This is a genomic window from Chryseotalea sp. (assembly GCF_057350905.1).
The window spans coordinates 595,970-621,495 of record NZ_JBMRCF010000001.1 but is presented as its reverse complement, the minus strand read 5'-3'; the positions used below and the strand labels follow the sequence as shown (position 1 = coordinate 621,495).

Genomic DNA, 25,526 nt, shown 5'->3' with positions numbered 1-25,526 from the left:
AAGGTCAAATGAACAAAATAAAGGCTTGAAGATACAAAAAATATGATTGCTCAGGAGATCAAATAGTGAACCTCACGCTGCTTTAAATAGCTTAAAATGAAGTCAAAATGCTCTTTTTCTTCTCCCAAAAACTCGGGCGGATTAATACCTTTGCGTGTATAACTACCATTGGCCACCAAGTGCACTGCAGCCGTACAGGTATAACCAGTAGTACGTGCCATCGACAAGGTTCCACTATTCGTACGGTCAAGTAAATTGTATTGATAACGCTTTTTCTTACCTGCTTCTTCTCCCTCCATGACAATGCGCATGACCGTAAACTCTTCTTCGCCTGGCTTCAGTTTCCATTTGGGGAATAGCAATTTAGCCATTACGTCTACCGGTCTTACCTTAACACCTTTTACCTCAATTTCTTCATAGGAGAAAAGACCTGTTTCGCGCAATACCCGCAGGTATTCAATACAACCGGGGTAGCGCAAGGTTTTCTCAATCATGTTAGGAATGTCAGGCATGGTCTTGATCAGTGAGCGAAGTCCATCGGAATTCCAGGACTCTAGTGTACCAACACCATCAAAATGAATAAGCTCCGGATCTGACAATGCCTCTTTTACAACCAGTGCACCGTTTTGTACATAGCGGGCCGGACGGATATATTCTTCAATAACATCAATGGGAGAAAAAACAGCCTTGTATTCATAGGGCCATTCGCGCACAAGGGGTAATCCTCCCACCAGACATTCATAATGTTGTATTTGCATGCGCTTGTTATGATAGCCCAGAATGATATTACCCATACCTGGTGCAACACCGCAATCCGTTACAATGGTAACACCCTGTTTTTTAGCTAAATCATCCAGCAGAAATGGATCTTCAGGAAAGAAGGAAATATCAACCATGTTCTTTCCGGCTTCAATAACGGTTTTGGCAATGTTGAAACCCATAAAACCTGGTACGGCTCCTACTACAAGATCGTAAGGTTGAAGTAGTTTGCGCAATGCCACTAAATCTGAAAGATCAGCCTGTTGTGTTTTTACACCCAGTTTGGCTGCTTCATTCAGGGCATCCTGATTAAAATCTACAGCGGTAACATCAAATGATTTAGCAAGGTCTGCGGCCATCACCTTGCCTACCAAGCCTGCACCCAAAACAATTACTTTTTTCATATAGCTTTAAATAAACCAGTTCATTTCTGTATGATGGAAAAAACTGATAAGTATTAAAATAAAAAATTTACGGATGCAAAAACAGAATTTCCCTTAACTTACCCAAATCAAATACGCACTATGTTAGATCCCAATAAGTTAGTTGAAAAAGCAAAGACCTCTTCTTTCTACAAAGGCATACTCAACTTTGCCCTTGATCGAATGATCCCATTTAATAAGCCCCATGGTTTCAGGATTGTGGAGATCAGCGATTATAGTTTAAAAACCTTGCTACCCTACCGCAGAAAGAATTTCAACCATATCCGTGGCATACACGCCTGCGCCATGGCCACTGTATCTGAGTTTACAACCGGCTTCTTATTGATCTCGAGGCTTGATGCTAAAAAATACCGATTGATTATGCAAAGACTTGAAATGGACTACCATTATCAGGGAAAAATGGATGCTTTTGCCTCCTTTAGCATTTCAGAGGAGTGGTTAACAGAGAAAATTTATCAACCACTTCAGCAACAAGAGGCTGTTATTATTCCTTGCGAAGTAAAAATTCATGATAGTAAGGGAAATCATTTAACTACCGGTAAAGTTTTTTGGCAAGTGAAGGATTGGGCTAAAGTAAAAACCAAAGCTTAGTTTTATTATCTTAGTACCACTGAAAAAAGATAATTATGAGAAAGATAGATCAACTCCTTTCGGAATATGGAGAAAGCCATCAGAATGCAACCAACAAAACCATTCACTGGATTTGCGTGCCCCTTATCTTCTTTAGTATTGTTGGACTGATCGCTTCTATTCCATCAGGTTTTGTACAGTCCTTTCTTGGCCAAGGAAATGTGTATGCTAACTGGGCAACGGTTACCCTAATTGGGGTTACTGCTTACTATGTTTCACTCTCCATACCTTTAAGCATAGGCATGGTACTTTTTGCCCTACTTTGCCTATATATGGCTAAAGTAATTGTGTCCTTTGATATTGCTCCATTATGGATGGTCAGCATTATTATTTTTGTAGTTGCCTGGATCGGGCAATTTTATGGACATAAGGTTGAAGGAAAAAAACCTTCGTTCTTTAAAGACCTTCAATTTTTACTGGTTGGTCCTGCATGGCTTATGCATTTCATTTATAAAAAGTTAGGCATTCCTTACTAATTGAAAAACTATACATTTCATTCGGGTAACTATAAACCGGTTGCTCAGTTTTTATTCAATACGAACGACCACATTCAACTTCAATCTAAAGAGGGCTGGAGGTGTTATTATGTTTTAGATAAGAAACGAGACTGCCAGGGATTTATTTGGCTTCATATTGAAAAAGGAAAAGCATCGTCTCCGTTAAAGGCACCATTTGGTTCCTTTGAGTTTATGCAGGGGCTTGATGCAAGCATTCTTTTTGATTTTATCAACTACATCTTACAAGATTTAAAAAATAAAGGAATCCATCAGCTTGTTATTAAACAAAGCGTAGATGCTTACCTACCGGCATGTAATGCGCTCGTCAATACCTTGTTGCTGAACCTTGGGTTTACAATTGTCAATGCAGAAATCGCTAACCTCATCAAGGTGGATGCAATTCAGTTCGGAACTAAACTGCATGCATGGGAAAAACGCAAACTGAGGCAAGCCAGACAGGAGCAATTCAGCTTTGAGGTTTTAAAGAGAAACAAACTCTCCGAAGTGTACGCATTCATTGAAAATTGCCGGGCCAAGAAGAAGTATACACTATCCATGCCTTTAAAAGAGCTTAAGAAGTTACAACAAAGTATACCAGACGCCATCCATCTCTTTAGCATAAAGCATAATAAAGAAATGATTGCCGCCTGTATCGCAATCAAGGTAAGTCCTACAATTCTGTATACTTTCTATTATGATCACGCGAGTGCTTATCAAAAAATAAGCCCGGTAGTTATGCTCATAGAAGGAATTTATAATTTCTGTTTTCTAAATAAAATCGAGATGCTTGATTTAGGTACGGCTGCATTACATGGAAAACCCAATTTTAATCTACTTACTTTCAAGCAACACCTGGGTGCCAGCTACAGTACCAAATTTACTTTTGAAAAGAATCTGGACGACTAAGTATGCAACTGGTCACTGTTATATGTCTTTGCCATAACCATAGAGCCTTTGTTATTGAAGCCCTTCAGTCGGTTTTACAACAAACACATGTTCAAGTGCAATTGATCGTGGTAGATGATGCCAGCACAGATGGAAGTAAAGTAGTTATAGCCGATTTTGTAAGTCAACAAAGCAGCATTGAATACCTTGATCTGCGGGAGAATGTCGGTAGTTGCAAGGCATTCAACATTGCCTTAAAAAAAGCTAAGGGTGATTTTATCATTGATCTGGCAGCAGATGATGTTCTCTTACCTGAACGGATACATGAAGGCTTGACTTGCTTCGAAAAAAATGGAACTGAGTACGGACTGCAGTTTAGTGATGCCCTGTTAATACAGGCCGATGGAAAGAGCTCAGGATTGCATTCCGATAAATTTCCGCATAATAGCATTCCGCAAGGGGACATTTATAAAGATTTAATTGAACGTTATTTTATTTGTTCCCCCACCATGATGTTCAGAAAAGAATTAATTGATGCATTGGGTGGGTACGATGAGCAGTTAAGTTACGAAGACTTCGACCTTTGGATACGCTCGGCCCGTCAATGGAAGTATTGCTATATACCGAAAGCTTTAATTAAAAGAAGAATTCTTCCTGGATCATTATCAGCAAAGCAATTTTCAATAAGATCGACTCACCAGTACAGCACCTATCTTATTTGCAAGAAAATAATGTATCTTAACAGGACAAGAGATGAACAACAGGCTTTGAATAAACGAATTCGGTATGAGATGCGTGTAAACCTTCGACTTTTAAACTGGAAGCTCGTATGGAAATATCTGAATTTATTATCCGCGAATAATAGAATGGTGTATGTCTGAATTGGTAAATCATTGTTTAAACTGTAATACCCCATTACAAGGACAGTTTTGCTATGCATGCGGTCAGAAAGTTGCTGAACCCAATGATCGCACGCTCAAGCATTTCATTTTTCAATTCTTTGGTGCTGCCTTCTTCTTAGAAAATAACTTCCTTAAAAATATCTGGATCTTATTTACCAAGCCTGGCCAGTTAACTATTGATATCATTGAAGGAAGACGCAAAAGATGGATGCCACCCTTTTCTCTATTTCTATTGATTAATTTATTCTATTTTTGGTACACTCCCTTCTCTGATTTCAATCAAACTTTGTATGAGCAAACACATTTTTCTCCCTACAAGGATTTCACAAACGCGATGGTTGAAAATAAACTGGCTGCTGAAAAGATTAAGTTTGACGCTTACGCTGAAATCTACAATAAAAAAAGTTCGGTTTATGCCAATAGCTTAATCATACTTCATATTCCGATTATGGCCGCTTTCTTACTGCTGCTATTCTACCGCAATAAGTATTTTTATGCTGACCACTTTGTATTTGCCCTACACTTATTGGGATTTCTTTTGCTAGTTGGACTTTCTGTAGGTCTGGTGGTTGGAATTGACAAATATCTCTTTACCTTCCTCAGCCCTTTATTAACCAATATTATTCAGTTTTTGTATTTGGGGGGTATATTGTTCTATACCTGGAAAGCCATTAGTAAAGTATACAAAAGAAAATGGTGGGCCACCTCAATCTATTTACCGTTGGTGCTTGCTGTTTTTATGTTTACACACATCCTGTACCGTTTCTTATTATTTCTGATCGTTTATACGATTACCTGAAGTACGAATAGTCTAAAAGACTATTTCCGGTTGTCATCACCCTTCACCATGCTCACATAACTATCGTAGCGGCTTTGAGCAATTGATCCGTTGACTACTGCCTCTTTCACTGCACACTTCGGTTCATTCATATGTAAACACCGCCCTCCGAATTTGCAAGACGAACGCAGTGCGCGCATCTCAATAAAATAATCTGATAACTCTTCGGGTTCCATATTCACCAAGCCAAGTTCTTTTATCCCTGGTGTATCAATGATAAAAGTATGTTCATTCAACTGAAACATTTCAGCGAAGGTAGTTGTGTGTGTACCCTTGCTGGAGAAATCTGAAATCTCACTTGTTTTTTGCTGTATGTTTTTTGAAAGCTGGTTAATTAATGTAGACTTGCCCACCCCAGAGTGACCGGAGATAAGTGTTTTTTTATTTTGTAACAACAACTCTAAATCACCTTGATCTGCGTTATTCGCAGAGGTTTGAATACAACGTATATCTAAGCGCTGATATAGCTTCATCAGTTCCTCCACTTCTGCCTGTTGTTCTGGAGTCAATAAGTCTGACTTATTAAATACAATTACCTGAGGAATCCTGAAAGACTCAGCCGCTACAATAAAACGGTCAATAAAACCCAAAGAAGTTCTCGGAAAAGCTAAGGTAACAACCAGCAAAGCCTGATCAACATTGGCCGCCAGAATATGTGAGTGGCCTGTCTTTTTTACGGATTGTCTGGCTATATAATTCTCACGATCTACAATGGCTGATATAATTCCTTCCTCGCCTTCAATATCAAACACAACATAGTCTCCAACAGCTACTGGGTTAGTTTCCTTAATTCCCTCGAGGCGGAGTTTACCACGCACCCTCGCCTGATAGCGTTTGCCGTCTTCGCCTAATAATAAGTACCAGCTTCCCGTAGATTTTAACACAAGCCCTTTCATACTTTCAATATTGAATGGCAGTATTTCATAATCTTGTCGGTAGCGCCAAGGTTCTCTTGCACATACGACTTTGTTACTTCACATGCAAGCATAAAGTTTTCCGGCACGTTTACCATTTCATACTTAGCCAATAGGTCACTATAATCTGCAATATCAAAAGCACCTCCCCTGTTTATCAAGTCTTTTGCTTCCTGAAATTTCTCAAAATTCTTATTCCCAAAAAATATGGGAATTCCATAACAAGCGGCTTCTAAAATATTGTGCAAGCCTTTGCCATAAGCCCCGCCAACAAAAGCAAACTCCCCATACTTATATAATCTTGATAACAAACCGATGTTATCAATGATGAGCACCTGGTACGACTGAAGATCCATGGCTGAGGCCTGAGAGTATCGTATGCTTTTTTGCAATAATTGAGATTCGATCAGCTTTAGTGAAGCCTCCTCTATTTCGTGTGGGGCAATGATGAATTTCAACTTTAAACCTTGTTCATTTATAAAAGGTGATAAGACTTCCATATCTTCTGACCAGGCACTACCAACTACCATTAATTTTGTGTCATTTTTAAAATTCAACACCAGTGGAAGTGGTTCAGAAGCCTTGGCAATAGCATTTACCCGATCAAAACGAGTATCTCCGGCAACAGCAATATTGGTTAAGCCAATTCTCTTTAAGAGATCCTGCGATACAAAATTCTGAACAAAGAAGTAAGAGAACTTCTTGAGTATACTTCGGTAAAAACTTCCATATGATTTAAAAAACAATTGATCCTTTCTGAAGATAGAGGCAATTGATAATAATGGGATGGATCGTTTGTGCAATTCATTGCTGTAGTGAAACCAGAATTCATACTTTACAAAAATGGCCAGTGCAGGCTTTACAGCATCAACAAATTGTCGGGCATTGCTTTTCGTATCCCAAGGCAGATAGTAGATCCAATCAGCCAAGGCATATTTTTTTCTAACCTCATATCCCGATGGAGAGAAGAATGTCAGCAACACTTTATATGCCGGGAAGTCTTTCTTAAAAGCTTCAATAACAGGCCTTCCTTGTTCAAACTCTCCTAATGATGCGCAGTGTATCCATAGTATAGGTGCATTGTTCTTTTTTAAATCTTCTCTTATGGTGCTGATTAAGCCTTTTCTCCCCTTTACAAATAGTTGTGCCTTATTGTTAAAAAGAGCCGCAAGGGCAAAAAGACCTGAAATGACTTTAATGGACAGGTTATAAATAAAAATCATGCTGCAAAAATAGAAAAAGGACTTTGTCCGGTACTTTTTTTATTGATTCTGATGTTGTTATTGATTTTATTAGTTACTTCATACCGTAAACAAAAAACGATGAAACCTATCTCAAAAATACTTGCTGTTACACTGCTGATGGCTGGCGCTCAAACTACCTTTGCACAGGGTGACCTGGGTGAAATTCTAAGAGGGTCGCAGGCCGATGCCAAATATTTGGCAGAGGGTTATATTAGCCCATTCCTGCGCACTTATGCAGCAGGCATTAACCAGGGCTGGTACAATACAGCCAAACCACATAAAATAGGTGGTATTGACTTTACACTTTCAGGTGCCTTGGTTACAATACCCGGGGGTGACAGAACTTTTACAGTTGATAACAGCCGACTTAATAATATTTATTTAAAGAACACCAATAATGGTGGTGGCTCTATTCCCCCTGCTAATGGAACAGGTCAGATCCCGACAATTTTTGGTAAAACACCAGCACCTACTTTCGAATCGAAGGATCCAGGTACTGATACGCCCATTCCTGGTACAGACTTTAGCGGTCCGCAGGGTACAGATGTATTCGATGATTACTTGAATGGCCGCGTTCCTGTGCCAGTATTCAACGCAGGTATAGGCTTGCCAAAAGGCTTTGAATTGAAAGTACGCTGGACACCAGAAATAGACTTTGGTGATGGACAAGTAAAAATGATCGGCTTTGGTGTAATGCATGATATTAAGCAACACATACCCGGCATTAAAATGCTACCCTTCGATTTGTCTGCCATGATTGCTTATTCTAAAATGGATATTGGTGTTTCGCTTGATGATACTGATGCGACCAAAAGGGGTGAATTTACTGTGCAAGGAACCAGCGTTCAGGCCATTATTTCCAAGAAGATTTCTGTAATAACACCTTATGCTGCCATTGGTTTTGGTACAGGTACCTCAACACTAAAAGTGAGAGGTGATTATGACCTGAACGATGATGGTATTGATGAAACAAAAGATCCTGTAAGTGTTGAAGAAAAAGTTGTTAGCCCACGCATGACTGCAGGTTTAAGATTAAAACTGTTGATTCTTACCATTCATGCGGATTACACCATACAAAAGTATAGTACACTTACTGTAGGTTTAGGTCTTTCAGTGAGGTAAATAAAATTTAAATCCTAATAAAAAGAGACTGCGCTTAAAACGCAGTCTCTTTTTTATTTACCCTTGAAGTCTGGTTTACGTTTTTCAACAAAAGCGGCCATCCCCTCCTTCTGATCTTCTGAAGCAAAGGCGAGATAAAAGTTTTTCCGTTCGAAGTGCAAACCTTCATCCAAAAAGGTTTCAAACGATCGGTTCACAGCTTCTTTAGCCAACATCGTGGCTATGGGTGACATGGCTGCAATCTCCTTCGCTAATTGTACTGCTTCAAACATATACATTTCAACAGGAACGACCTTATTCACCAAACCATAACTCTTGGCTTCTTCTGCCGATAAAAACCTGCCTGTCAACACCAGTTCCATGGCTTTGGCTTTACCAATGGCCTTGGTCAGGCGTTGGGTGCCACCCGCTCCGGGCATTACACCGATCTTAATTTCTGGCTGTCCGAATTTGGCTGTTTCCGATGCGATAATCATGTCGCAGGTCATGGCAAGCTCGCAACCTCCCCCCAGGGCAAAACCAGATACCGCAGCAATAATGGGCTTTCTTGTTTTTCTGATCTGGTCCCAAGTGCTGAACTGATCAATCAATAACATATCAATGGCAGTTTTGTTGGCCATTTGCTTGATATCTGCGCCTGCTGCAAAGGCTTGTTCGTTTCCTGTTATAATGATGGCCCTTACTTCGGCATTATTGTCTAATTGTTTCAGTGTATCGCGCAATTCCTGCATCAGTTGCAGGTTAAGTGCATTGAGCTCTTTGGGCCTGTTTAATTCAATCAGTGCGACATGCTTCTCGAACTGTTCAGTAAGCTTGATGAATTCCATGATGGTTGATTTATAACGCTAACATACATTAACCTGTCAGTATAAAAAAGCGAAAAGCCCCGTCTCTCTAACTGGGGCTTTTCAAAAAAAGGTAATCGTTATGCTTCTTGTTTTTATACTGGATCGTTGCCTTTAGTAACCCATAAGTTTTATTTTTGAGCACTATGAAATTTGCTACCACAAAAGTGCTATTTGTTTGTCTGGGCAATATTTGCCGCTCTCCCCTGGCTGAAGCCATCTTCAGGAAAAAAATTGATGAAAAAGGATTGACTCAATATTTTGAGGCAGCCTCCTGTGGAACGGCTAATTACCATATAGGCGATTCACCAGACCCGCGTACAATCAGCAATGCACTAAAAAATGGTGTTCGCATAGATCACCTGGGCAGGCAACTCCACCATAATGACCTTGAGGAATTTGATTTAATAATATCGATGGACGAGAGTAATCTTCGCAACATACATCGCTTGCCTAATGCAAAACAGCATAGCAACAAAATAAAACTCATGCGAACTTACGATCCCCTGGCAGATGCTACTGAGGTGCCTGATCCGTATTATGGCAGCGAAAAAGATTTTCAACATGTTTTTGAAATTCTGAACAGCGCGAATGAGCATCTGCTGCTTCAACTCCAAAAACAGCTTAAGCTTTAACTAAAACCTGTAAGGTAGAACGTGAAGATTGTTCCAGCATTACACCCTTCTGCTTTCTATAAAAATCGAAAGTCTTTTCATCATAGTTCTTTACTGTAATCAGGGTTAAGCCTGTATTATAGTATACTTCAAAATGATGCTGAAGGCTTTCCACCAACTTCAGTATCTTATTCTCCCGGAAATCCACACAGAAGGAAAATGAAATGGCTGAATTCTGCATCAGGTTTATTTTAATATTTAACTCAGAAAGCGCCTTGAAAATAATACCTAATTGTGCTTCATCGATAAAGGTGTAATCAACCACCTTACAAGATATCAGGCATTGGTTATCCTTAAAAACAATTAGCGGTGGTAGCTCATCTACCTTGCATTCATGAATACGGGTGCCGGGCAATTCAATGTTATCAAAATTCTTAACCAATAAAGGTATACCTGCATTGGCAAGTGGTTTAATAGTTTTAGGGTGAATAACAGAAGCACCGTAGTAAGTCATTTCTGCTGCCTCCTTAAAAGGCAGTTCTTCAAAAACGATGGCAGCTGGTAATCGCTTGGGATCAGCATTCATCACACCTGGCACATCTTTCCATATAGTAACAGAGGTCGCCTTCAAACAAGAAGCAAAAATTGCGGCAGTAAAATCTGATCCTTCCCGCCCGAGTGTAGTCGTAAATCCATCAGATGTTCTGCCAATAAAGCCCTGGGTTATAAAGCATTTATTACCCTCGAAAGTGATACTGGACATGGCTTTTTTGCTGTTCTCCCAGTCTACCTTGCCCTCCCGGTAATTCGAATCTGTTTTAATAAACTCTCTGGCATCTAACCAGGTACATTTATTAGCACCTTGATTCATATAGGCAGCCACAATCAGGGTTGATACAATTTCACCTAAAGACACTACCTGATCATACAGCTGATCTTCTGAAAATGGTTTAATGCTGAGGCCATGGATTGAGTCGAGGACTGCTATAATCTCTTTATGGATGTGGTGGTCGGCCTCAAAAAGCGTATTTGTAATGGTGAGGTGGTAATCTTTAACTTGTTGAAGTTCGTTTTTATAATTCTGCTTGTGTAGAATTGCCTGCACAATTACCTCTAAAGCATTGGTAGTCTTACCCATAGCTGAAACTACCACCAATAAAGGCTCATCTGTATGGGCGCTAATAATAGAAGCTGTGTTAACAACGGCCGGAGCATTCTTAACAGAAGCTCCGCCAAACTTAAAAACCCTCATTTGATTGTACTAAAACGTTTGCGATTTATCTTTGTCATTTAATTATGAGCACGCAAAGTACTACGTTTAAAGCCAACTCACCAAGTATGGAGAGTTCACGCATCGCCCAATCGATCGGAATTGCCCTTGACCGCTTTATCAAGAACAACCAGGATGAATTTGCTTATGCCAGTGGGGAGCTTTCGCAGTTACTCAGAGATATAGCACTCGCCTCAAAAGTAGTTAACCGTGAAATCAATAAAGCCGGTTTGATTGACATTATGGGCGGGGCAGGCTCACAAAATAATACAGGCGATGACCAGCAGAAACTTGATGTACTGGCCAATATTCGTTTTACCAGGGCCTTGGCCAAAGGTGGTGAAGTATGTGCTTTGATTTCTGAAGAAGAAGAAAGCTTTACAGACCTTAACAACAATGGTAAATATGTAATTGCCATTGATCCGCTGGACGGTTCATCTAATATTGATGTTAACGTATCTATTGGAACCATTTTTTCGGTGTATAGAAGAAAGAGTCCTATTGGTACACCTATCACTGATGCTGATATTTTGCAAAAAGGCAGCGAGCAGGTAGCGGCTGGTTATATACTTTATGGATCGAGTACCATGCTGGTTTACACAACTGGACATGGTGTAAATTGCTTTACGCATGAGCCTAGTCTGGGCGAATACTTTTTATCGAAAGAAAGATTGACCATGCCCGAAGATGGAAAAATTTATTCCATCAATGAAGGCTCCGCGAATTCCTTTAGTGAAGGTGTGAAGCGTTATGTACAATACTGCAAAGATCAAAAATATACAGCGCGGTATATTGGATCTTTGGTGGCAGACTTTCACAGGAATATGTTAAAGGGTGGTATCTACATCTATCCGGCTACAGCAAAAGATAGTAATGGCAAATTGCGTTTGATGTACGAGTGCAATGCGCTGGCTTTTATTGCAGAGCAGGCGGGAGGTAAAGCCACGGATGGAAAAAATAGAATTTTGGATATCCAACCCACCAGTCTTCACCAACGAGTCCCTTTCTATGTTGGTTCTAAAAAGATGGTGGAGAAAGCGGAATCTCTTCTTTAGAGATTCAAGATTTCAAATTTCAAATTTGAAATCTTGAATTAAGATCAGGCTTCTTTATTGTCAGCTTTCTCTTCAAAAATTTCAGGTACCTGCTTAAGTAGCATGTTATACCAACGTACCAGCTTTTTCATGTCTGATACGTACACCCGGCTTTCATCATAGTCGGGTACGACAGATTTAAGAAAAGCCTTCAGTTCATTGTTGGCTGCATCTGCATCCAGGCCCAGATCAGCCCCGTACTCTTTATTAATTTTTTTCAGTACCTCTTCCAAAGGAACAGTACCCTCTTTTGTGGTGGTATAAATAGAAATCTCACTTAACACAGACAAGCGATGACTGGCATTAGCCACAATCTTTGTTTTGGTCTCATCCAGCGATTCAAGTATTACACCTGCCTTACCTGGTTTTAAAACCTTATATAATGTGCTCTTTCCTGTAATGGTGGCAATTTCCGAAAGTGTCATATCAAAATAATAAATTAGCGCGCAAAGCTATTTATTTTCCCGAGAATTGCGGATTACTTCATCGATGAAGTTTAGCACCTCTGCCTGGCCTCTTCTGGTTTCTGCTGAGGTGATAAAGCTGGGAGGCACTTCTTCCCAATATTGCGTTAATACATCTTTATAACGCTTCATGCTTTTAGCCAGCTCATTCGCGGATAATTTATCGCTTTTGGTAAAAATAAGGGCTATCGGAACACCGGCAGAGCCGGCCCATTCTAAAAAGCTGAGGTCAATTTTCTGAGGTTCCAGCCTGGAGTCGAGAAGTACAAAAAGGCAGTCCAGGTTCTCACGTTTTAAAACATAGTTGTCTATAATCTTACCAAAGCCAGCCTTCAGGCTTTTACTTACACTCGCATAACCATAGCCAGGTAAATCCACCAGATACCATATGTCGTTGATAATAAAGTGGTTGATTGTCTGTGTTTTACCAGGCTTGTTAGAAGTTTTCGCCAATTGCTTACGATTAGCAAGCATATTAATCAACGAAGATTTGCCCACATTAGAACGTCCAATAAAAGCGAATTCAGGCTTGTCTGGTGGGGGGCACTTGGCCAGGTCAGCTACGCTGGAAACAAAGGTTGCTTGCAGTATTTCCATCTCACTTAAAGTATTACTTGCACCATAAAATCCTAATTGTATAATAATTGACTCTTTACGAATAGCAAAAAGCTTTGAAAGTTAGGAGTTTTTTCTACCTTAGTGTGCTCAGAAACGTTAAAAAGTGATATTTTTAGGAGCTTTTAAATTTTTTAAACAATGCCCCAACTAAGGAGTGTTATTTTTTTAGCTGCTTCACTAGGTCTTTTCGCTCAAGTAAGTGCTCAGGATCAGGATAGTGTAGCCCAATCAAAGGAATACCAGTTACAAGCAGAACTGATACTTGAGGCAACTCGTGTAGAGGATGATGCGCGAGATTTGATGGAAATTGCTGCCAACTATGATCCAAATAATTTAAAGGCCAATTTCTTGGCAGGTGAACTTCGGTTGAAAACCATTGGTAAAGCGCTGGCGGTAAAGTATTTCTTACGCGTTTATGAGAAAGACCCAGCGTATAATTTTGCACTAGAGTACTGGATTGGTCGAAGCTATCAATACGGAGAAGAATTCGACAAGGCCATTGACTTCTACACACGTTATCAAAACAAACTAAAAAGTAAACCCAACTATCAGGGCAAAGACCGGGTAGTGCCCGCTGATGTTGAGCGTAGAATATTTGAATGTCAGAATGGAAAAGAGTTTGTCAGCAATCCCGGAAAGTTCTCCATCATCAATATTGGAAATCAAATCAATTCTGAATTTGAAGATTACGCTCCGGTGTTAAACGAAGATGAAGACGAGATTGTGTTCACCTCCAGAAGAAAAGACGACAACTTAAACCAGGATGTGTTTGATGATAACAAAGCTTATGAAGATATTTTCATTGCTACAAAATCAGGTACCGCATGGAGCAGGGCAAAAAACATTGGTAGTCAGGTAAACACACCTTACCACGATTCTAACCTTGCTCTTTCTTCGGATGGTAATACGCTTTTTATCTATAACGATGATAATGCCGGAGACATCTACGCCACAGAACGCATTAATGGGCAATGGATGCCACCGGAACCCCTGCCTGGAATAATTAATTCAAGCTACGAGGAGAACTCTGTTTCAATTTCTAGAGATGAGAAAACACTTTATTTTTCGAGCAGGAGACCTGGTGGCTTTGGAGGCTTAGATATTTATAAAGCAACCAAGAATGAAAAGGGTGAATGGAGCAATACAAAAAATCTCGGCCCTAAAATTAATAGTTCAGACGATGACACAAGTCCCTTTATTGATTACGACCAAACCACTTTATTCTTCAGTTCAAAAGGCCGTAAGGGCATGGGCGGTTACGACATCTTTAAGTCAACCATAACTGTAAAAGGTGCTGCTGAAGAATGGTCAGATCCGGAAAATATAGGCTACCCGATTAATACACCTGATGACGATGTATTCTATGTGAGAAGCAAGGACGGTAAACGCGCCTACTACTCATCAGTGCGCGAAGATGGCTTGGGTTATACAGATATTTACCTCATCACCGATCCTGAACCAACTGTAGCCGCAACCAAAACCCCTGAACCACCTAAGGTTGATCCTCCTAAAAAAGATACCGTTGCTGTGGCCGTTGTTACTGAACCAGTTAAAGAACCTGTCAAGGAACCCGTGAAGGAGCCGGTAAAAGAACCAATAGTTGTAGTGACAGAACCCATTAAAGAGCCAGTGAAGGAACCCGTAAAGGAGCCAGTAAAAGAAGTTTTGCCATCTGTGTTTACTGTTAAAATTGCTGACGCTATTACAAATGACGCATTGGAAGCTAAGGTTTCTTTAAAAGGGTTACGCGATAACATTATTGTTCCGATGAAAAGTAATGGGCCAGGTGAATACGTTTTCACCATCAGTGCTGCACAAACAAAGGACTATCGTTTAGCCGTAGAAGTTGAAGGTTATTCTTTCCAAAATATTAATGTGAAACTGGATGGAGCCTCTGCAAATCCGAAGAGCATCAGCCGTACGGTTAACATGCGTAAGCTTCAGGTTGGCTCAGTATCTATATTGCGTAATATCTATTTTGATTTTGATAAAGCCACTTTTACAACAGAAGCTTACCCTGAGTTGAATAAGTTATTGAGCATGATGCAACAGAACACTAACCTCAGTGTTGAGATTGGCGGGCATACTGATTATTATGGCTCAAAAGAAGTAAATATGCGACTCTCGAAGAGAAGAGCTGAAGCTGTCAAAGATTATTTAGTTAAAAAAGGAATTGATTCAAGAAGAATTACAGCGGTTGGTTATGGTAAATCAAGACCATTGGCCAGCAACGATGACGAAGAAGAAGGCCGTGAACTTAACCGCAGGGTGGAGTTTAAGGTGCTGAAAAACTAAAATACCCTGATCCCTTTTCTCGTTTAACTTAAGACCATACATGTACCTGACCGAAGCTTACCATCAGCATCGGTCAGTTGTACAGAAATTCATCGCGTTGCTGTAGATCTTTTAACAAAGCCTGAAATTTCTCTTGCCTCAGATTTCAATCTCGTGTACAAAAAAATTAAGGCTTGTATCAATGTCATTTAGCCGTAACCAGCATTGATTTCTTCAATGTTCTTCGCGCAAATATCGCACTAATCAAGGTTAGTATTGCACCCAAAACCAAGGCCGCCCCTGGGTAGTAATAGGGTGCAGCAGGTCCAGTAAAATAAGAGAACAAGCCATTCATAATGAAGGGACCGAAAATTGAAGTAAGACTCATCAAACTGGTAAATCCTCCCTGTAATTCTCCTTGCTCATTGGCTGGCACCACACCCGACATGATGCCTTGCAAGGCTGGTCCTGCAATACCTCCCATACAATACACAATGGTAAAGGCATACATCATCCAACTATGCGTAGCCACTGCATATAATATAAAACCTGCTGCATATAATGCCAGTCCAACGTACACACTTCGCTCCTGCCCTAACTTTGGAATAATCACCCTGATTAATCCACCTTGCACAATTGCAAAGACAAGACCTACTACGCCTAGCGAAATACCGATCATGGCCTCTGTCCACTTAAATTTTTCGATGGTATAGTAAGCCCAATTACTTTGTACAGCGTGGGCTGAGATGTAGACAAAAGATAAAGAGATTAATAAACCTGCAATCAAAGGATAACGAAACAAGCTTTTAAGCGTTCCGATTGGGTTAGCACGCTTCCACTCAAAAGTTCTTCTGTTTTCCTGACTCAGTGATTCAGGCAAAATAAAATAACCATACAACCAATTGATGAGTGTTAGTATTGCAGCAACAATAAAAGGCACACGCGAACCCATGCCGCCCAGTAAACCACCTATAACAGGTCCAATAATAAAGCCTAGACCAAAAGCAGCCCCAATCATACCAAAGTTCTGTGCGCGTTTTTCAGGTGTGCTTATATCAGCCATGTAAGCTCCAGCCGTAGTAAAACTTGCACCCATCACTCCGGCTATAATACGCCCAACAAAAAGCCAGGCCAGTGTTGGTGCAAATGCCAGAAACAGATAGTCAATGCCAAAGCCAAAGAGAGATGCAAGTAATACCGGCCTCCTGCCGTAGCGGTCGCTCAGCCCGCCCATTATGGGTGCAAATAAAAATTGCATAATGGCATAAGCAGAAATAAGCCAACCGCCATAACTCGCAGCTTCACTATTAGTACCCCCAGTAAGTTCCTGGATTAGTTTTGGCATTACCGGAATGATAATACCCAAGCCTGTAACATCGATCAGTAGCGTAATAAAAATAAAACCTACGGCAGCTTGTTTTGTCGATTTCATAAAAGATTTTTTTGGCAATCATGCAATATAAAAATATTGCCTTGAACCGGAGTTAATCATCAAAAAAATGCAATGGCTGAAATCCCTCGCATCGAGTATAAACCAAAAAGGCAAATTTCTTATTCTTTCTGAATGGTAAGTTGAAAACCAAGTTTTTTCAACAACTCAAATCGGTTCAAGGCCTTTGGCATATTCACCACACTTCCCTCCAGTAATAAATAGCAAGCTTCTTCAAACGTCTGTTCCAGAATTTTTAAATCAAACTCTTTAACCAAGCGCATGATCTCACTTGTGCCCTCGTAGGGAAAGTAAAGTTTTAAAGTTGCGGTAATCATTTTTTCTTCAATGATTGCCGAATTAAGCGCGTCTTCTACTGCCGATTTATAAGCCGTGATCAGCCCCCCTACACCCAGCTTAATGCCACCAAAATAGCGCACTACCACAATCAGTGTGTTGGTAAGGCCCTTAGATCGGATTTGTCCTAAAATAGGGTCGCCAGCCGAATGGTTAGGCTCACCATCATCATTAGCCCTATGTCTCATCTTGTCTGTTCCCAGCACCCAGGCATAGCAATGGTGCCGGGCATCATAGTATTCCTTTCGCAGCGCAGTCAGGTGGACTGTTACCTCCTCCTCATTCCTTACCGGGTAACAAAAAGCCAAAAACTTGCTTCCTTTCTCCTTATACAAGCCTGTAGACTTACTGATTACGGTTCGGTAGGATGTGGTCATGCTTCGCAAATAAAGTAAAATAATGTCAGGCTGGATGCAACCCAGGCATTTTCCCCGCGTCTATGGATAGTAATAACCCAAAACAACATGAAAAGAATATTCATACTGACAGCAGTCTTATTGATTAGCTTAAGTGCATTGGCTCAAAAAAAGGAAACCAGAGACGTTGCAACCTTTAAAAAAATAGGTTTTGGAGGCGGAGGTACTCTCTACGTTAAGCAGGGAAGTCCGCAAAAGGTAGAATTAGAAGGCAAGCAGGAAACACTTGATAAGTATGAGACCATTGTTGAAGGTGATAAGCTTAGCATAAGACCAAAAGAACGCTGGAACAATTGGAACTGGAATGATGAAAATGACATAACAGTATACATAACTGTTGAAAATATCACAGGCCTGGCAGTGGCCGGCTCTGGTGATATTATTGGGCAGACTACTATTAAAACAAGCGAGTTAGATCTTAAGGTAAGTGGTTCCGGTTCATTAAAAGTTGAAGCAGCGGTAAGCGGTGATCTTGAAAGTGACGTTTCGGGCTCTGGCAATATTGAAGTGAAAGGAAGTGCCGGAAGTTTTGAGAGCGATATTAGCGGCTCGGGTGATGTGATTGCTTCTTTGAAAATAACCGGCAAATCATCATTTAGCATTGCAGGCTCTGGCAAAATCATTATTGATGGCAGTGCTAAAGATTTAACCACCAGAATAAGTGGTTCCGGTAATGTTAAGGGCGAAAATTTTGAAGTTGAAGTTTGTGATATTAAAGTGGCAGGTTCTGGCAATGTATTCATTCATGTAAAAGATGAATTAAATGTAAGTATTGCCGGAAGTGGTGATGTACGTTATAAGGGCGATCCTAAAAGAGTAAATAGTAATGCCGCGGGTAGTGGCTCTGTAAGGAAGCTTTAATGCTAGACATAAGACCTAAGTAGTAAGACACAAGACGTAAGAAGTTAGACATAAGAAGTAAGATACAAGAAACAAGATATAGGCTGCTTCAGAAATGAGGCAGCCTTTATTGTTTGTGTCTGAGCAGCCCCTCGACAATCAGGTATTGCGCTGTGATGTAGCTTAGCATAACCCAGAAACCGCTATTGGCTACAGGCATCAGAAATTTGTTTATGGCTATCATTGAGTCTGAGATCATAAAAAGAGTGGCTCCGAAAAACACCATAGAAAAGCTGATCAAGCTTGTGCGACCAAAACGAAAGAGGGCATTCAACACCATGAACACCAGCACCAATGCATAAATAACTACCGGGATCTTTAAATCTCCCAAATGATTATACAACACAGTTATCAAACCTGTACCTGCTAAAATAACTGGAAAAGAATAACGAAAGCGCTGAACCCCCAGCAGAGCATTGCTGGTATCCTCGCTCCTAAACTGACGGTATGTAAAAATGTAGAAAAGATGCGCCACCAAAAAAGAAGCAAGTCCGAAAACAAAATACAACTCATGTTTGGGTTGATACATAAGTAGTACATCTCCACCCCAGGAGAAAATGAGCGCAAGCACCACTAGTTTGGATAGCTGATTCCTTTCTACTGACACATAATAATAAAACCCCAGCAAGATCAATAATAATGGCTTGGAGAAGTGACGAACCGTTGGCCAATCAAATAAGTGTGCTGCCAATTCTGTGACAGAAACCAGTAGAAAGAGTACAAGCGCTAACTTTTTCATATGATAATTCTTTCAGGTTTTTTAACAAAAAACAGATAAAGAAAAGCAATAGCACTTAAGCTTGAGCAAACCGCAAAAGATAGCAAAAAGTGTTCGGGGTTATTCGCATACATGAAGCCGGAGAAAAGGGCTCCCACTCCAATGCCCGCTTCCATAAATATGTATAAACTCGAGATTCCTCTTCCTTTAAATCGCTCATCGCTTAAATCAGTTGCCCATGCAAACAACGTAGGGGACGTCATGCCCTGCCCCATACCGTAAATTGTAATACCAACTATAGCGTGTATCGGCTTTGTACCAAATCCAAGTAAGATAAGTCCTGCACCCAATAAAATAACAGAAACTTTCAGCACATTTACTCTTCCGTAATGGTCCGATGCCTTACCTGCTATTAAGCGAACGGCCAATGAAGCAACTGTGAGAAACGAAAAAAGTAATCCCTTATTATTTATTTTCAGATAATCGCTTAGATCTGGCAGCAAGGTAAACACTGCTCCATAGGAATAAGCATACAGGAGCATAATGATACAGGGCACTATTACTAAGGGTTCAAATAAATCATGCCGTTGTAACTTTAACGAATTCCTGGAAAAAGAAACCTTGTTGTGCAGCGTTTCCTTTATTGAAAGCAGTATAACAATTGATAACAATCCAAATAAGGATGAAGTATAAAAAAGTGCATTCAATGAAAACTGATTGGCGATTACTCCACCGATGGCAGGGCCAGCAGCCATGCCCACAGAACCTGCTGTGCCTAACATACCCATGGCTTCTCCCCTTTTATGGGCCGGTATAATATCAGATAAATATGCTGTGAGTCCGGTAGGCGTAAAACCTGTAGAAAAACCATGTAACAAACGCAAAAATAAAAAACCTGAAACTGTTGTTAATAAGGGGTAGAGAAGACTGCAGACAATACAAACAAGTCCTCCAAACATCATTACAGGCACTCTTCCAATAGTGTCTGCCAGCTTGCCACTGAATGGTCTTGACAACATGGCTGTAAGTGTGAACAAGGCTATAATCAAACCTTTATGCTCTGCTCCACCAAGCGATGTGAGGTATGCAGATAACTCGGGAATGAGCATATTAAAACTGGCAAAGAAAAGAGCCGAGCTTAAGCACACCAACCAGAACTGTGTTGTATAAATTTTTGTTTTGTTACTCTTTTTTATCACTGATCAATACATCAAATTCTTTTTTCAATTCAGGATCATCAGGTTGGCTCGCATGTAGTTTATAGTCTTTGCCTTGTTTATCGATAATAACAAAACGCGGAATCTGCCGTACATCATAGGCCTCAGCAATCGTTGATTGATCTCCTATCCTGAAATTTGTAAATCCATCAACTTTCAGATTATATTTTTCCATTGTGCGCTTCCATTTTGCTTCATCTTTATCCAATGAAAGTAAAACAAAAGCAACATTTTCCTGGTACTTTTTCATCAGCTTCTTTTGATATTCAATTTGCTGGAGGCAGGCTAAACAATCACTATTCCAAAAACTGAGGTAGATGATCTTCTTGTCCTTATTTTCATTAATAAACCACTTGAATTTTTCATCAGCCTTACCACTTTCAATCTGGTTAAGTTCATACTGTTGGTATTGTTTAAATTGCTCTGACAAGGATTTGCCTCCACCCAAATCATCAATAATTTCGTCTTCAAGCGGTGTGGTTTTCAAAATGGTATTATTGCTCCAGTAAACTGAATCGTGCGGGATTTTGAGTAAGTCAAATTTTCCTGGTTCGTCACCATAAAAAGTTTCATAGCCTTCTGTCAAAATTTCAGTGGCCATCATTTCTACATGAAACCAGTGTGTAGTATTATCACTTGCTACACTATTACCATCTCTTATTAAATGGTAAGGGTAATATTTGCCCTTGTAGGGCGTATAGTATGTAGTGGTTCTGATAGTATCCTTACCCCAGAATTTAACATCTGAAAGCTTTACAAATACATAATCTTTAGTTGCAATAAAAAGTGAACCCTTATTGCCTGGCCTTACTTCGTAACCCTTCGTTGTCAATACAGAATCTTTTCTAAGGCTATAGGCTATTTCGTATACTTCTTTTCCATCGTAATACGTAAGTCCTTCGTAGGTAAAATCATATTTAGCCGCATCCGCCTTCAAGCTGCTTACTTCTGCAAAAAAAGAAATGTAATCACTGGGCATATTCGCCTGGTAGCCTGCGATATCGGCCTGTAAAATATTTTTTAAGGCAATGGGTGTATGCCCTTGCGATACTTTAGTGTTATCAAAGCTTCTGCGCAATTGTGTTACGCGTATTTCATCGGTAATACCAGCAGCATTTTGAGAAGCTTTGTACCCTTTTCGCTTCCACACGTCAACGGATGCCTCAATAAGTCTTCCGTAAACCGAATCGTCTTTACAATAATGACGGTAGAAAAATTTCTGAAAAAATGGCTCTGTGTTAAAATTATCAGATACCGCCCTGAAAGCTTTATACACAACTTTTCTGGCATTTACCTGCTTATTAAAGACAACAATTTCTTTTAACTGAGTTGCACTGGGTTCCAGTTCAATGGTAATGAATTCATCTTTAGTAAGATTTTCTAACTCAAGGGTTTTATAACCTAAGCAGCTGATACGTATAGAAAAGTTTTCATTTACTGACAGTGAAAATTGTCCTTTCAGATTAGAGCTTGTACCCTTGCTTGTACCCAACAAACCAATTGAGGCAAAAGGTATGGGTTGTTTTGTATCCTTATCTATGATTTTACCCTCAACAAGTTTAGCCTGACCAAAAGCCACAGTGCTCAGCAGGCATAAACTTATCAGGAGTCTAAACATGTTCAGTTATTAATTTAATTACTTGCACTTGATTGCTCTTGTGCTTCTAATAAAAATGCTTTTATATAATCGTCCAAATCCCCATCCAAAACGGTTTGAGCATCTGTACGCTCTACACCCGTTCTTGCATCTTTAACCAGCTTATAAGGATGCAACACATAATTTCTTATCTGAGAACCAAAATCGATTTTCATTTTACCGGCCTCTACTTTATCGCGCTCGCTGTTACGCTTTTCCATTTCCATCTGGAACAACCTCGACTTCAGCATTTGCATGGCACGTTCGCGGTTGGCATGTTGCGAACGTTCTACCTGGCACACTACTACAATACCTGTTGGCTTATGCGTAAGCTGAACCTTCGTTTCTACCTTGTTTACGTTCTGACCACCAGCACCACCAGAGCGGGACGTGTGTAGTTCAACATCGCTTGGGTTGATTTCTATTTCAACCGTATCATCAACTTTAGGATACACAAAAACAGAGGCGAAAGAAGTATGCCTTCTTCCATTTGAATCGAATGGCGAAATACGAACGAGGCGATGTACACCTATTTCAGACTTCAGCTTTCCGTAAGCAAAAGGTCCGTCAATTTCCAAGGTGCCAGATTTCATACCAGCCACTTCACCCGGCAAGTAGTCAATTTGTTTTACATCATATCCACTCTTCTCTCCCCACATAATATACATGCGGTTAAGCATATCTGCCCAGTCATTGCTCTCAGTACCTCCCGCACCCGGGTTAATTTCAAGAATAGCACTTAGCTGATCTTCATCACGGCTCAGCATTTTCTTAAACTCCAATTCTTCTACAGCTTTGGCTGTTTTTTGATACTCGCGGTCAAGCTCTTCATCAGAGGCATCACCTGCATCATGAAACTCGTTAAGGACTTCTAAATCTTCTACCTGTTTATTTACTGCATCAAAAGCATCGGTCCATACTTTTACAGACCGCATGGTTTTCAGGGTAGCTTCTGCCTGCTTAGGATTATTCCAAAAATCAGATTGTTGCGTGATCAGTTCCTGATCTTTCACTTCTACTTTCTTACGATCGTAGTCAAAGATAGCGCCTTAAGGCAACCACGCGGTTCTTAAGGTCTTTGAGTTGTTCGGTTGTCATGTTCGAAAAATTTTGACAAAGGTATTAATTTCTGGGAATGTGGGGGGAAATATATCCTTTACGTTGAAAGCGTGACTCTGTATAATAAAACGGAGAATTGCGATCGATTATTCTGAGTCTCTTCTTGAAGCCAACCCTGTGCGAGTTTTTTCTTGCCAGCATCATGGGTAAGCCAAGGCCAATGGAAACAAGACTGATGGAGGCAACGTTTTCGTTAATAGAGGCGCCATCACCTTGTACAAAAAGTACATTTACCTGATCAATCAAAAAGATAAGTACGCCACCTGTTACCAAAAAACCTCCCACAACATTTAGGAAATTACTTTTTCTGAAATAAACGCGCTCTATCTGGTGTTTAGCAACGGTATCGGTATTGGTTATAATGGTTGAATCATTAATATCGATAATGAAAGAATGAATTGGTGCTTTTAAGCTTTTTCGTTTGTAGACAAAATCGTCACCTTTTTGGTAACGAACCATCACTTGATCATTTTTGATGACCAGCAACTGGTTTTGACTAAAGCTGTTGATACTTACCAGCAGAAACACAAAGAGTGAAAGTCTTACCATTGCGTTAAAATAAAAAAAAGCGCCTGACTAAAGGCGCTTTTCATTTACATTTTTGTTATCCAGCCAAAGGGATCTGGCTGGCTGCCATTTTTTATGGCATCTAATTCTTTATACACTTTGTTCGAAAACTCACGCTTTTCAATCGGAGGAAGGTAATAATCTTTGCCCTCGTGCCCGATCAATTCAATATGGGCTATGGTAGCCGCGGTTCCTGCACCAAAGGCTTCTGTTACCGAACCCTTCTCCAGTCCGATTACTAACTCATCTACTGAAATTCTTCTTTCTTCTACCTTCATTCCCCAATGGCGCGCAAGGCTCAATACACTGTCGCGTGTAATACCTGCTAAAATAGAGTCGCTTAATGCAGGTGTTATCAAAGTATTGTCCATGACAAACATCACGTTCATAGTACCAGATTCTTCTATGTATTTGTGCTCAACGCCATCCGTCCAAACAAGTTGATGGTAGCCTTTGTCTTGTGCTAATTTTGCCGGATAAATAGCACCACCATAGTTACCTCCTGCTTTCGCAAAACCCGTTCCTCCGGCTACTGCTCTTGTATAGTGTTTTTCAATTTTTACTTTTACCGGAGTGGAGTAATATGAACCCACCGGACAAAGTATAATCTGAAAAGTAAAATTCTCTGATGGTCTGATACCGATATACTCATCTGCAGAGTACATAAAAGGTCTGATGTACAATGAGCTACCCTCTGCTGTAGGTATCCATGACTTGTCTAAATCAATGAGCGCACTTAAGCTTTCCATGAATAAGTCTTCAGGGATATATGGCATGCACATTCTTTCAGCAGAAATGTTCATGCGTTTCCAATTATCAAGTGCCCTGAAAACAAAAGCGGATCCATCATTGCCTTTAATGGCTTTCATGCCTTCAAAAATAGATTGACCATAATGCAAGGCAGGTGTTGCCGGGCTGATGGGCATGTAGCCATAAGGCACAATTCTGAAATTCTGCCATTCGCCCTGTTTATAATCAGCCAAAAACATGTGGTCTGTATAAATCTTGCCGAATGGGATATTGGCAAAATCTACTTCCGGTAAACGGCTTTTCGATACTTTTTGAATGCTGATCTTTTCAGTGGCTATCATGTCGTATTCCTGATTTTTCGGCAAGATAATTCAATAATCCGAAGTCGACTAACGATTGTTAGGAATTTGAAAGCCTCTGGCGTTTAATTTGAAGGCTGAAAATCTACATCCTTGGTTTCCAGGGACTTTCCGAAATATTAAGTTCTTGCGACATCATCCTGGATAGCACAAAAATATAATCTGATAAACGATTCAGGTATTTGATTACCAATGGATCCACAGGCTCTTCTGTATTGAGGGCAATGGTTAAGCGTTCGGCTCGTCTGCACACGGTTCGCGCAATGTGACAAAATGAAACAGATTGGTGTCCTCCTGGTAATACAAAAAAGCGCATTGGTGGAAGCTTGGCGTCCATTTCATCCATGCGCTTTTCCAAAAAATCAATATCGCTTTCTGCGATGTGTGGAATTTTTACTTTTTGATTACCCGGCTCTGTGGCCAGTATGGAGCCAATGGTAAACAATCTATCCTGCACTTCAAGTAAGTCATTAAGCCTGGGCTGATTGACCACCTGATCTCTTAATAAACCTATGTAGGAATTCAATTCATCTACCGTCCCGTAAGTATCAATGCGCAAATCTGCTTTTGACACGCGCTTACCACCAAATAATGATGTCGTTCCCTGGTCTCCGGTTTTTGTGTAGATTTTCATGGCAGTCTCAA

General features: G+C 40.3%; 26 protein-coding genes. 10 read left to right on the top strand and 16 right to left on the bottom strand.

Annotated elements, in window-relative coordinates:
• Positions 1–50: 50 nt before the first annotated feature.
• Positions 51–1,163 (bottom strand): saccharopine dehydrogenase family protein, encoded by a 1,113-nt coding sequence (locus ACO1XM_RS02770; protein WP_486225583.1) that lies wholly within the window; start codon positions 1,161–1,163, stop codon positions 51–53.
• Positions 1,164–1,283: 120 nt separating this feature from the next.
• Here ACO1XM_RS02770 and ACO1XM_RS02765 point away from each other — a divergent pair, with 120 nt between their 5' ends.
• From ACO1XM_RS02765 to ACO1XM_RS02745, 5 genes are read left to right on the top strand one after another with little or no spacing between them, the layout of a single operon-like run.
• Positions 1,284–1,793, top strand: coding sequence for a DUF4442 domain-containing protein (locus tag ACO1XM_RS02765; protein WP_486225582.1), 510 nt, complete (start codon positions 1,284–1,286; stop codon positions 1,791–1,793).
• Positions 1,794–1,828: 35 nt separating this feature from the next.
• Positions 1,829–2,308 (top strand): Mpo1 family 2-hydroxy fatty acid dioxygenase, encoded by a 480-nt coding sequence (locus ACO1XM_RS02760; protein ID WP_486225581.1) that lies wholly within the window; start codon positions 1,829–1,831, stop codon positions 2,306–2,308.
• The gene (locus tag ACO1XM_RS02755; protein ID WP_486225580.1) at positions 2,309–3,235 is read left to right on the top strand and encodes a hypothetical protein; all 927 of its coding nucleotides are present in this window, start codon (positions 2,309–2,311) and stop codon (positions 3,233–3,235) included.
• A gap of 2 nt (positions 3,236–3,237) precedes the next feature.
• Entirely contained in the window at positions 3,238–4,095 is an 858-nt protein-coding gene (locus ACO1XM_RS02750; protein ID WP_486225579.1) for a glycosyltransferase family 2 protein, read from the top strand.
• Positions 4,088–4,915 (top strand): DUF3667 domain-containing protein, encoded by an 828-nt coding sequence (locus ACO1XM_RS02745; protein WP_486225578.1) that lies wholly within the window; start codon positions 4,088–4,090, stop codon positions 4,913–4,915. The genes ACO1XM_RS02750 and ACO1XM_RS02745 overlap by 8 nt, the downstream gene beginning before the upstream one ends.
• A gap of 20 nt (positions 4,916–4,935) precedes the next feature.
• Here the strand turns inward: ACO1XM_RS02745 and rsgA are convergent, their stop codons facing one another.
• Positions 4,936–5,850, bottom strand: coding sequence for a ribosome small subunit-dependent GTPase A (gene rsgA / locus ACO1XM_RS02740; protein ID WP_486225577.1), 915 nt, complete (start codon positions 5,848–5,850; stop codon positions 4,936–4,938).
• The gene (locus ACO1XM_RS02735) at positions 5,847–7,091 is read right to left on the bottom strand and encodes a 3-deoxy-D-manno-octulosonic acid transferase (protein WP_486225576.1); all 1,245 of its coding nucleotides are present in this window, start codon (positions 7,089–7,091) and stop codon (positions 5,847–5,849) included. The genes rsgA and ACO1XM_RS02735 overlap by 4 nt, the downstream gene beginning before the upstream one ends.
• A gap of 99 nt (positions 7,092–7,190) precedes the next feature.
• Between ACO1XM_RS02735 and ACO1XM_RS02730 the strand changes: the two genes are divergently transcribed.
• The gene (locus tag ACO1XM_RS02730) at positions 7,191–8,234 is read left to right on the top strand and encodes a DUF6588 family protein (RefSeq protein ID WP_486225575.1); all 1,044 of its coding nucleotides are present in this window, start codon (positions 7,191–7,193) and stop codon (positions 8,232–8,234) included.
• 53 nt (positions 8,235–8,287) lie between these two features.
• Here the strand turns inward: ACO1XM_RS02730 and ACO1XM_RS02725 are convergent, their stop codons facing one another.
• A complete protein-coding gene (locus tag ACO1XM_RS02725) occupies positions 8,288–9,061 on the bottom strand; it encodes an enoyl-CoA hydratase-related protein (protein ID WP_486225574.1) in 774 nt (257 codons plus the stop codon).
• A 164-nt stretch (positions 9,062–9,225) separates the two neighbouring features.
• On the opposite strand from ACO1XM_RS02725, the gene ACO1XM_RS02720 reads away from it, so the two are divergent.
• On the top strand, positions 9,226–9,714 hold the full coding sequence (locus ACO1XM_RS02720) for a low molecular weight protein-tyrosine-phosphatase (RefSeq protein ID WP_486225573.1): 489 nt from the start codon (positions 9,226–9,228) through the stop codon (positions 9,712–9,714).
• On the opposite strand, the gene ACO1XM_RS02715 is transcribed toward ACO1XM_RS02720, so the two are convergent.
• The gene (locus tag ACO1XM_RS02715; protein WP_486225572.1) at positions 9,704–10,945 is read right to left on the bottom strand and encodes an aspartate kinase; all 1,242 of its coding nucleotides are present in this window, start codon (positions 10,943–10,945) and stop codon (positions 9,704–9,706) included. The two genes, ACO1XM_RS02720 and ACO1XM_RS02715, sit on opposite strands and share 11 nt — an antisense overlap.
• 44 nt (positions 10,946–10,989) lie before the next feature.
• On the opposite strand from ACO1XM_RS02715, the gene fbp reads away from it, so the two are divergent.
• On the top strand, positions 10,990–12,018 hold the full coding sequence (gene fbp / locus ACO1XM_RS02710) for a class 1 fructose-bisphosphatase (protein WP_486225571.1): 1,029 nt from the start codon (positions 10,990–10,992) through the stop codon (positions 12,016–12,018).
• Between the two features lie 44 nt (positions 12,019–12,062).
• Here the strand turns inward: fbp and ACO1XM_RS02705 are convergent, their stop codons facing one another.
• Positions 12,063–12,482, bottom strand: coding sequence for a DUF5606 family protein (locus ACO1XM_RS02705; RefSeq protein WP_486225570.1), 420 nt, complete (start codon positions 12,480–12,482; stop codon positions 12,063–12,065).
• 27 nt (positions 12,483–12,509) lie between these two features.
• Complete coding sequence (gene yihA / locus ACO1XM_RS02700) at positions 12,510–13,118, bottom strand: ribosome biogenesis GTP-binding protein YihA/YsxC (RefSeq protein ID WP_486225569.1); 609 nt, start codon at positions 13,116–13,118, stop codon at positions 12,510–12,512.
• Positions 13,119–13,277: 159 nt separating this feature from the next.
• Between yihA and ACO1XM_RS02695 the strand changes: the two genes are divergently transcribed.
• Complete coding sequence (locus ACO1XM_RS02695) at positions 13,278–15,434, top strand: OmpA family protein (RefSeq protein WP_486225568.1); 2,157 nt, start codon at positions 13,278–13,280, stop codon at positions 15,432–15,434.
• A 184-nt stretch (positions 15,435–15,618) separates the two neighbouring features.
• On the opposite strand, the gene ACO1XM_RS02690 is transcribed toward ACO1XM_RS02695, so the two are convergent.
• Positions 15,619–16,845 carry a TCR/Tet family MFS transporter gene (locus ACO1XM_RS02690; protein ID WP_486225567.1) on the bottom strand — a complete coding sequence of 409 codons (1,227 nt, stop codon included), beginning with the start codon at positions 16,843–16,845 and terminating at the stop codon, positions 15,619–15,621.
• A 119-nt stretch (positions 16,846–16,964) separates the two neighbouring features.
• A complete protein-coding gene (locus ACO1XM_RS02685) occupies positions 16,965–17,576 on the bottom strand; it encodes an IMPACT family protein (RefSeq protein ID WP_486225566.1) in 612 nt (203 codons plus the stop codon).
• Between the two features lie 87 nt (positions 17,577–17,663).
• On the opposite strand from ACO1XM_RS02685, the gene ACO1XM_RS02680 reads away from it, so the two are divergent.
• A complete protein-coding gene (locus ACO1XM_RS02680) occupies positions 17,664–18,476 on the top strand; it encodes a head GIN domain-containing protein (protein ID WP_486225565.1) in 813 nt (270 codons plus the stop codon).
• 106 nt (positions 18,477–18,582) lie between these two features.
• On the opposite strand, the gene ACO1XM_RS02675 is transcribed toward ACO1XM_RS02680, so the two are convergent.
• The 7 genes from ACO1XM_RS02675 to ACO1XM_RS02645 all read right to left on the bottom strand — a co-directional run bounded on the left by ACO1XM_RS02675 (position 18,583) and on the right by ACO1XM_RS02645 (position 25,515).
• Positions 18,583–19,254 carry a lysoplasmalogenase gene (locus ACO1XM_RS02675; protein WP_486225564.1) on the bottom strand — a complete coding sequence of 224 codons (672 nt, stop codon included), beginning with the start codon at positions 19,252–19,254 and terminating at the stop codon, positions 18,583–18,585.
• Positions 19,251–20,381 carry an MFS transporter gene (locus tag ACO1XM_RS02670; protein ID WP_486226530.1) on the bottom strand — a complete coding sequence of 377 codons (1,131 nt, stop codon included), beginning with the start codon at positions 20,379–20,381 and terminating at the stop codon, positions 19,251–19,253. Before ACO1XM_RS02670 ends, ACO1XM_RS02675 begins: the two co-directional genes overlap by 4 nt.
• 34 nt (positions 20,382–20,415) lie before the next feature.
• Positions 20,416–22,068: a carboxypeptidase-like regulatory domain-containing protein gene (locus tag ACO1XM_RS02665; protein WP_486225563.1), complete on the bottom strand. Its 1,653-nt coding sequence runs from the start codon at positions 22,066–22,068 to the stop codon at positions 20,416–20,418.
• Between the two features lie 14 nt (positions 22,069–22,082).
• A protein-coding gene (gene prfB / locus ACO1XM_RS02660) for a peptide chain release factor 2 (RefSeq protein WP_486225562.1) occupies positions 22,083–23,184 on the bottom strand; the annotation gives its coding sequence in 2 pieces (ribosomal slippage) (positions 22,083–23,123 and positions 23,125–23,184; 1,101 coding nt in all).
• 24 nt (positions 23,185–23,208) lie between these two features.
• Positions 23,209–23,754 carry a hypothetical protein gene (locus ACO1XM_RS02655; protein WP_486225561.1) on the bottom strand — a complete coding sequence of 182 codons (546 nt, stop codon included), beginning with the start codon at positions 23,752–23,754 and terminating at the stop codon, positions 23,209–23,211.
• 44 nt (positions 23,755–23,798) lie between these two features.
• Complete coding sequence (locus ACO1XM_RS02650; RefSeq protein WP_486225560.1) at positions 23,799–24,863, bottom strand: branched-chain amino acid aminotransferase; 1,065 nt, start codon at positions 24,861–24,863, stop codon at positions 23,799–23,801.
• 103 nt (positions 24,864–24,966) lie between these two features.
• Positions 24,967–25,515, bottom strand: a complete 549-nt coding sequence (locus tag ACO1XM_RS02645) for a cob(I)yrinic acid a,c-diamide adenosyltransferase (protein ID WP_486225559.1) — start codon at positions 25,513–25,515, stop codon at positions 24,967–24,969.
• Positions 25,516–25,526: the final 11 nt, after the last annotated feature.

Excerpts from the sequence above, each read along its gene's own strand:
- ACO1XM_RS02765 (WP_486225582.1), top strand. The coding sequence starts at position 1,284 with ATGTTAGATCCCAATAAGTTAGTTGAAAAAGCAAAGACCTCTTCTTTC.
- yihA (WP_486225569.1), bottom strand. The coding sequence starts at position 13,118 with ATGGAAATACTGCAAGCAACCTTTGTTTCCAGCGTAGCTGACCTGGCC.
- ACO1XM_RS02675 (WP_486225564.1), bottom strand. The coding sequence starts at position 19,254 with ATGAAAAAGTTAGCGCTTGTACTCTTTCTACTGGTTTCTGTCACAGAA.
- ACO1XM_RS02705 (WP_486225570.1), bottom strand. The coding sequence starts at position 12,482 with ATGACACTTTCGGAAATTGCCACCATTACAGGAAAGAGCACATTATAT.
- ACO1XM_RS02760 (WP_486225581.1), top strand. The coding sequence starts at position 1,829 with ATGAGAAAGATAGATCAACTCCTTTCGGAATATGGAGAAAGCCATCAG.
- ACO1XM_RS02695 (WP_486225568.1), top strand. The coding sequence starts at position 13,278 with ATGCCCCAACTAAGGAGTGTTATTTTTTTAGCTGCTTCACTAGGTCTT.
- ACO1XM_RS02730 (WP_486225575.1), top strand. The coding sequence starts at position 7,191 with ATGAAACCTATCTCAAAAATACTTGCTGTTACACTGCTGATGGCTGGC.
- ACO1XM_RS02690 (WP_486225567.1), bottom strand. The coding sequence starts at position 16,845 with ATGAAATCGACAAAACAAGCTGCCGTAGGTTTTATTTTTATTACGCTA.
- ACO1XM_RS02655 (WP_486225561.1), bottom strand. The coding sequence starts at position 23,754 with ATGGTAAGACTTTCACTCTTTGTGTTTCTGCTGGTAAGTATCAACAGC.
- ACO1XM_RS02735 (WP_486225576.1), bottom strand. The coding sequence starts at position 7,091 with ATGATTTTTATTTATAACCTGTCCATTAAAGTCATTTCAGGTCTTTTT.
- ACO1XM_RS02685 (WP_486225566.1), bottom strand. The coding sequence starts at position 17,576 with ATGACCACATCCTACCGAACCGTAATCAGTAAGTCTACAGGCTTGTAT.
- ACO1XM_RS02680 (WP_486225565.1), top strand. The coding sequence starts at position 17,664 with ATGAAAAGAATATTCATACTGACAGCAGTCTTATTGATTAGCTTAAGT.
- ACO1XM_RS02715 (WP_486225572.1), bottom strand. The coding sequence starts at position 10,945 with ATGAGGGTTTTTAAGTTTGGCGGAGCTTCTGTTAAGAATGCTCCGGCC.
- ACO1XM_RS02745 (WP_486225578.1), top strand. The coding sequence starts at position 4,088 with ATGTCTGAATTGGTAAATCATTGTTTAAACTGTAATACCCCATTACAA.
- ACO1XM_RS02720 (WP_486225573.1), top strand. The coding sequence starts at position 9,226 with ATGAAATTTGCTACCACAAAAGTGCTATTTGTTTGTCTGGGCAATATT.
- ACO1XM_RS02770 (WP_486225583.1), bottom strand. The coding sequence starts at position 1,163 with ATGAAAAAAGTAATTGTTTTGGGTGCAGGCTTGGTAGGCAAGGTGATG.
- ACO1XM_RS02650 (WP_486225560.1), bottom strand. The coding sequence starts at position 24,863 with ATGATAGCCACTGAAAAGATCAGCATTCAAAAAGTATCGAAAAGCCGT.
- ACO1XM_RS02645 (WP_486225559.1), bottom strand. The coding sequence starts at position 25,515 with ATGAAAATCTACACAAAAACCGGAGACCAGGGAACGACATCATTATTT.
- ACO1XM_RS02725 (WP_486225574.1), bottom strand. The coding sequence starts at position 9,061 with ATGGAATTCATCAAGCTTACTGAACAGTTCGAGAAGCATGTCGCACTG.
- fbp (WP_486225571.1), top strand. The coding sequence starts at position 10,990 with ATGAGCACGCAAAGTACTACGTTTAAAGCCAACTCACCAAGTATGGAG.
- ACO1XM_RS02750 (WP_486225579.1), top strand. The coding sequence starts at position 3,238 with ATGCAACTGGTCACTGTTATATGTCTTTGCCATAACCATAGAGCCTTT.
- ACO1XM_RS02665 (WP_486225563.1), bottom strand. The coding sequence starts at position 22,068 with ATGTTTAGACTCCTGATAAGTTTATGCCTGCTGAGCACTGTGGCTTTT.
- rsgA (WP_486225577.1), bottom strand. The coding sequence starts at position 5,850 with ATGAAAGGGCTTGTGTTAAAATCTACGGGAAGCTGGTACTTATTATTA.